4 protein-coding genes are annotated in these 5,149 nt (G+C 70.0%); 2 read left to right on the forward strand and 2 right to left on the reverse strand.

From position 1 onward, the window contains the following. Both AC3XYG_RS39615 and AC3XYG_RS39620 read right to left on the reverse strand, forming a co-directional pair. The coding region (locus AC3XYG_RS39615; protein WP_489145413.1) for an SDR family NAD(P)-dependent oxidoreductase at positions 1 to 470 on the reverse strand (470 nt) is incomplete at its 3' end. Positions 471 to 608: 138 nt separating this feature from the next. Further along, entirely contained in the window at positions 609 to 2,579 is a 1,971-nt protein-coding gene (locus AC3XYG_RS39620) for a bifunctional DedA family/phosphatase PAP2 family protein (RefSeq protein ID WP_489145414.1), read from the reverse strand. 134 nt (positions 2,580 to 2,713) lie between these two features. On the opposite strand from AC3XYG_RS39620, the gene AC3XYG_RS39625 reads away from it, so the two are divergent. Both AC3XYG_RS39625 and AC3XYG_RS39630 read left to right on the forward strand, forming a co-directional pair. Next, entirely contained in the window at positions 2,714 to 3,484 is a 771-nt protein-coding gene (locus tag AC3XYG_RS39625; protein WP_489145415.1) for a ChaN family lipoprotein, read from the forward strand. 156 nt (positions 3,485 to 3,640) lie between these two features. Beyond that, positions 3,641 to 4,882 carry a hypothetical protein gene (locus tag AC3XYG_RS39630; RefSeq protein WP_489145416.1) on the forward strand — a complete coding sequence of 414 codons (1,242 nt, stop codon included), beginning with the start codon at positions 3,641 to 3,643 and terminating at the stop codon, positions 4,880 to 4,882. Positions 4,883 to 5,149: the final 267 nt, after the last annotated feature.

Below are 5,149 nucleotides of genomic sequence, written 5' to 3' on the forward strand. Positions count from 1 at the left end.
AAAGGATGGACGCGGCCGCCGGCGATCGAGGTGACGTTGATGATCGACCCCTTCGCCGCCTTCAGCGGCTCGAACAGCCCGCGGGCCAGAAGGGCGGTGGCGAACAGGTTGACGTTGAACACATGCAGCCAGGTCGCATAGTCGGTCGCCATCACGCCCATGCGCTTGCCGCCGGCCAGCTTGGGCGAGATCCCGGCGTTGTTGACCAGGGCGTCCAGCTTGCCCAACGGCAGCCGGGCCCGCAGCTCATCCATGCCGCGCTCGAGGTCGTTGACGTCGGACAGGTCCAGCTGGACGTGGTCCTCCTCGCCGGCATGCCACGGGCATTCCTTGGAGAAGGCCTGGCGCGAGACGGTGATGACCCGCCAGCCGGCGGCGCTGAAGCGCTTGACCGTGGCATGGCCGATGCCGCGGCTGGCGCCGGTCAGGATCAGGGTCTTCGGCTCGTCCGTCTGGGCCGTGGTCGACATAACTACACCTGGGTGTGAAGGGGCCGATCTTGCGAACGGATCGCGTTTGTAATCATGGGGCGCCGGGCCGCATCCGTCCAGGGGCAGGAAGGTCTGGCGGCGCCGCGTGCCATGCTGCGGCGCGGTGCCGCAGCAGAGTTAGAGGCCGGCCAGCACCAGGCCGGACGCCGGAGTACTGGCTGCGGGCAGGGCCTGCAGCTCGGGCAGGTCGGGCAGTGGCCCGTCATCCTCGGCGTCGATGGCGCTGACCAGGCCGAGCGGATGGTGGATGGCTTCGGTTGCCGGCGCGCCCAGCAGGATCGGGCCGCCGCCCTCCAGCGCGAAGCCGGAGGGCCACAGGCGCAGCACCTCGCGGGCGCTGCCGTCGGCCGCCGGCCGGACCAGGGTCAACATCGGCATCCGGCCATCCTGCAGCATCGGCAGCACCGGCAGGGTGGCGGCATCGGCGGTGTTGGTCAGGAAACCGGCGGCGGTCGCCAGGCTCCAGTCGGGCGGCAGGCGCCAGCCGGACGGGGCCAGGGCGGCGGCCAGCGCCTCCGGCGGGCCGGCCCATTGCAGCCGGAATGGCTGCTCGGCGTCGCCGCCGAGATCGGTGCGGCGCTGCGGCAAGCGGCGCCAGCCCTCCGCCCGCCATTCCGCCGCCGGGATGGTCACGGTGGCGTCGCGGCGGGCATACATGGCGGCGGCGGCCTGGTAGTTCGCGATGACATGGCCGCCGCCGGCGACGGCCATCGTCAGCAGCAGCACGGCGGCGAAGGCGCGCGGCCGGATCCGCTCGGGTGCGGCGCGACGGAACACCATGGCGAAGGCGATGGTCATGCCGGTGCCGAACAGCAGGCCGGCGGCGACGTCGGACGGCCAATGCGCCGCCAGGTAGATGCGCGAGGCGCAGATCAGCCCGATCAGCGCGGCGGCCAGGGTCAACGGCAGCGCCTGCCAGCGCCCGGTCAGGCCGCGCGCCACCAGCCAGCCCAGGATGCCGTACAGCACCGCGGAAAAGGCGGCATGGCCGCTGGGGAAGCTGAAGGCGTCGGCGCCGCTGTACAGATCTGTCGGCCGCACGATCTGCAGCCGGCTCTTCACCAGCGGCACGAAGCCGGCGGTGACGGCCATGGCGATGGCGACGCCGCCGGCCCGGTGCCAGGCCCGGCGCAACAGCAGCCAGGCGATGGCGACGATCGCCATGACGCCGATGGTGGTGCCGTCGCCCAGCATGGTCACCGACGTCAGCACCGCGTCGCTCCACGGGGTGCGCAGCCCCTGGACGAAGGCGCTGATGGCACCGTCGGCCCGGGCCAGCTCGCCATGGGCGGCGACCAGGCTCAGCAGGTTGACGAAGCCGGCGACCAAAATCAGCACCACGGCGCCCAGCACCGCCATGATCCGCAGGTCGGGTTCCGCCGGGTCGGCCAGCCGGGCCAGCAGCCGGGCGGCGCGGCTGCCGCGGGCCATGGCCCACCGATGCAGGGCCTGCTGCGCCCAGCCCAGCAGCGGCATCAGCCGGCGCCACAGCCAGCGGGTGGCGAGGATCAGCACCAGCAGCGCCACGGCCAGCACCGCCAGCATCGCCACCAGCCGGCCGCTGACCGCGCCCAGGGCGCCCAGCGATGCGCCCAGCAGCGCGCCGCCCAGGATATGCGCCGGGGCCCAGACGATGGCCGAGGCGATGTTGACGGCATAGAACAGCCCGGGCCGCAGCCCCAGGGCGCCGGCCACCATCGGGATCATCGGCCGCAGCATCGGCAGGAAGCGGCCCAGCGCGATGCTCTTGCCGCCGTGGCGCCGGAAGAAGGCCTCGCCGCGCGCCACCACCGCGGGATAGCGGCTGACCGGCCAGACGCCCAGGATGGTGGTGCGGTAGCGCCGACCAAGTTCAAAGGACACGCCGTCGCCGATGATCGCCCCGGCGGTGGCCCAGATCAACATCGGCCACAGCGGCAGATGGCCGAGCCCGACCACGGCGCCGACGGCGATCAGGATCGGCGATCCCGGGATGAACAGCCCGACCACCGCCACCGATTCGACCAGGGCGATCAGGAAGATCGCAAACCCGGCCCAATGCGGATATTCGCCGATGAATCCGACCACTGCCTGGGTGATGCCGCTCAAGCGCCCGTCCCCAATCCCGACTCCGTGCTCCGTTGCGGCGCCATTGCTCGCGGTTCTGGACGGCCGATGCAACGCCGATTGCCATACGGGGTGGTCTCTGTCACATGAGAATCGCTATCAGGTGGAGCGATAAGATGATGATGCGGTGTCGATCTCGCGCCTTCGGACTGGTGGCGGCCTGCCTGCTGGGCTGGGTCCTCGCCGGCTGTGCTGCGGTGCCGCCCCAGCAGCCTGCTGTCGGCGTCGTTCTGCTGGGCGAGACGCATGACCGGGCGGCCGACCATCAGTGGCAACTGGTGCAGATCGAGGCGCTGTATGCCCGCCAACCCGGCCTGGCGATCGGGCTGGAGATGGTGCCGCGCAGCCGCCAGGCCGCGCTGGACGGTTGGACCGCCGGCAAGCTGGACGAGGCGCAGTTCCTGCAGGCGGTCGACTGGCAGAACTCCTGGGGCTTCGACTACGCCCTGTACCGTCCGGTCTTCGACTTCGCCCGGGCCCGCCGGGTGCCGATGCTGGCGCTGAATGTCGACCGGGCGGTGGTCCGCGCCGTCGGCAAGGGCGGCTGGCCGGCGCTGCAGGCCTGGCCGGATCTGGCGCTGGGCCGGCCGGCGGCGCCCCAGCCCGACTACAGCCGCTATCTCGCTGCCGCCTTCGCCGGCCATGGCCAGGCGAAGGATGGCGACGCCCTCAACCGCGGCTTCGCCCGCTTCACCGACGTCCAGCTACTGTGGGACCGGGCGATGGCGGTGCGGATCGCCGCCGCACGGGCGGCCGGGGTGCCACTGGTGGCGGTGCTGGCCGGCAGCGGCCATGTCCGCGACGGCTGGGGCATCGGCCGCCAGTTGCAGGATCTCGGCATCGCCAGCACCGCGCTGGTGGCGCCGGAGACTGCCGCCACTCCCTGAGCGACGCTCCATGTCTTCGCCGCAGTAGACACGTGTGCCTCACGGCCCGAATTGTGCCATGAAGTCGGCCGATCATTGTTTTCGATCTGTGAATTCTGGAGGGGGTTGGTTTTGATCTCGGCATATGGAAGTGAATCCGGTTCACTTTTCGGCAGAATGACTGTCCGGCTGGTTGGCGCGGCGCTGGCCCTGCATCTCGGCCTCGCGGCCGTTCCCGCTGCGGCGGCGACGCCGGTCGAGCTGACCCAGAAATATCTCTATGCCGGCGCGCTCAAAGAAGGCGAGAAGGCCCTGACCGGGGTCCTGGCGAAGACGCCTGACGATGCCGAGGCGATCGCCGGGCTCGGCATGATCCGCCTGGCCGGCGCGGTCGAACATTTCAGCCAGTCGCTGTACCGCTTCGGCTTCCGGCCGCCCGAGGATTCGATGGTGTCGGTGCCGCTGCTGACCATGCCGGTGCCGCCGAACCCGAATCCGGAGGTCATCCATTACGAGGACGCCCGTGCCATCCTGCAGGGGCTGGTCGACGACCTCGACTCCGTCGACCGCACGCTGCAGCCGCTGGGCGACCACCCGGTGAAGCTGCCGGTGGCGATGGGCCGGGTGCGGCTCGATCTCACCGGCGCCGGGCAGCAGGGCTCGGTCACGCTATACGACGTCACCAACGCCGTGCTGATGGACGGGCATGGCGACCGGGCGAATGCCGGCAAGCTGACCATCGCCTTCGACACCGGCGACGTGCTGTGGCTGCGCGCCTACACCCATGTGCTGCGGGCCGGGGCCGAATTCCTGCTGGCGCGCGACTGGCACCGCAGCTTCGACGCCGCCGCGCATCTGCTGTTCGCGCGGCCGGATTCGCCGCTGGCGGCGGCGCTGTCGCTGCCGACCGAGGGCATGTTCACCGGGGCCGAGGATGGCCGCATCGCCGATGCCATCGCCTGGGTCCACCTGCTGAACTGGCCGGTGGTGGAGCCGGAACGGCTGCCGCGGGTGCGCGAGCATCTGCTGGCCGCGATCGGGCTCAGCCGGCAGATGTGGGCCTCGATCCGGGCCGAGACCGACAACGACCGGGAATGGCTGCCGAATGCGAAGCAGACCAGCCTGATCCCGGGCATGACCATCACCGATGAGCGCATCGACAGCTGGCTGGCGCTGCTGACCGAATCCGAGGCGGTGCTGAACGGCGACAAGCTGCTGCCGCATTGGCGCTTCACCCAGGGCTTCAACCTGCGTCGCCTGCTGGAGTCGCCGCAGCCCTTCGACCTGGTGCTGCTGGCGACCGGCACCGACATCGTGCCCTATCTGCAGGACGGCCCGGTCAGCGACCGCTCGTTCTGGGACCGGATGAACGATGCCTTCGAAGGCGAGTTCGTCAGCTTCGCGGTCTGGATCAATTAGCGGGACATAGGCCTCCCGACTGATTTTTTCTGTCATTGCCGGGCTTGACCCGGCAATCCAGAGACTGTCGACAGCTTCTGGATTGCCGGTTCAAGCCCACGGGTGTCCGGTTGAGAAAAGGTGGAGAGGGCGCACGGTGTTGATTCAGCTCGAGTTCAGGACGTTGGCGCGTCACCTGGACACGAACGGAGCAACACCGTGCGGCATCACAATAGCGTGTTCCACGATCTGCTGAAGCGGGTTCCGTGGAGTGAATTTGACCGGTTG

It is taken from the genome of Inquilinus sp. (assembly GCF_057815775.1).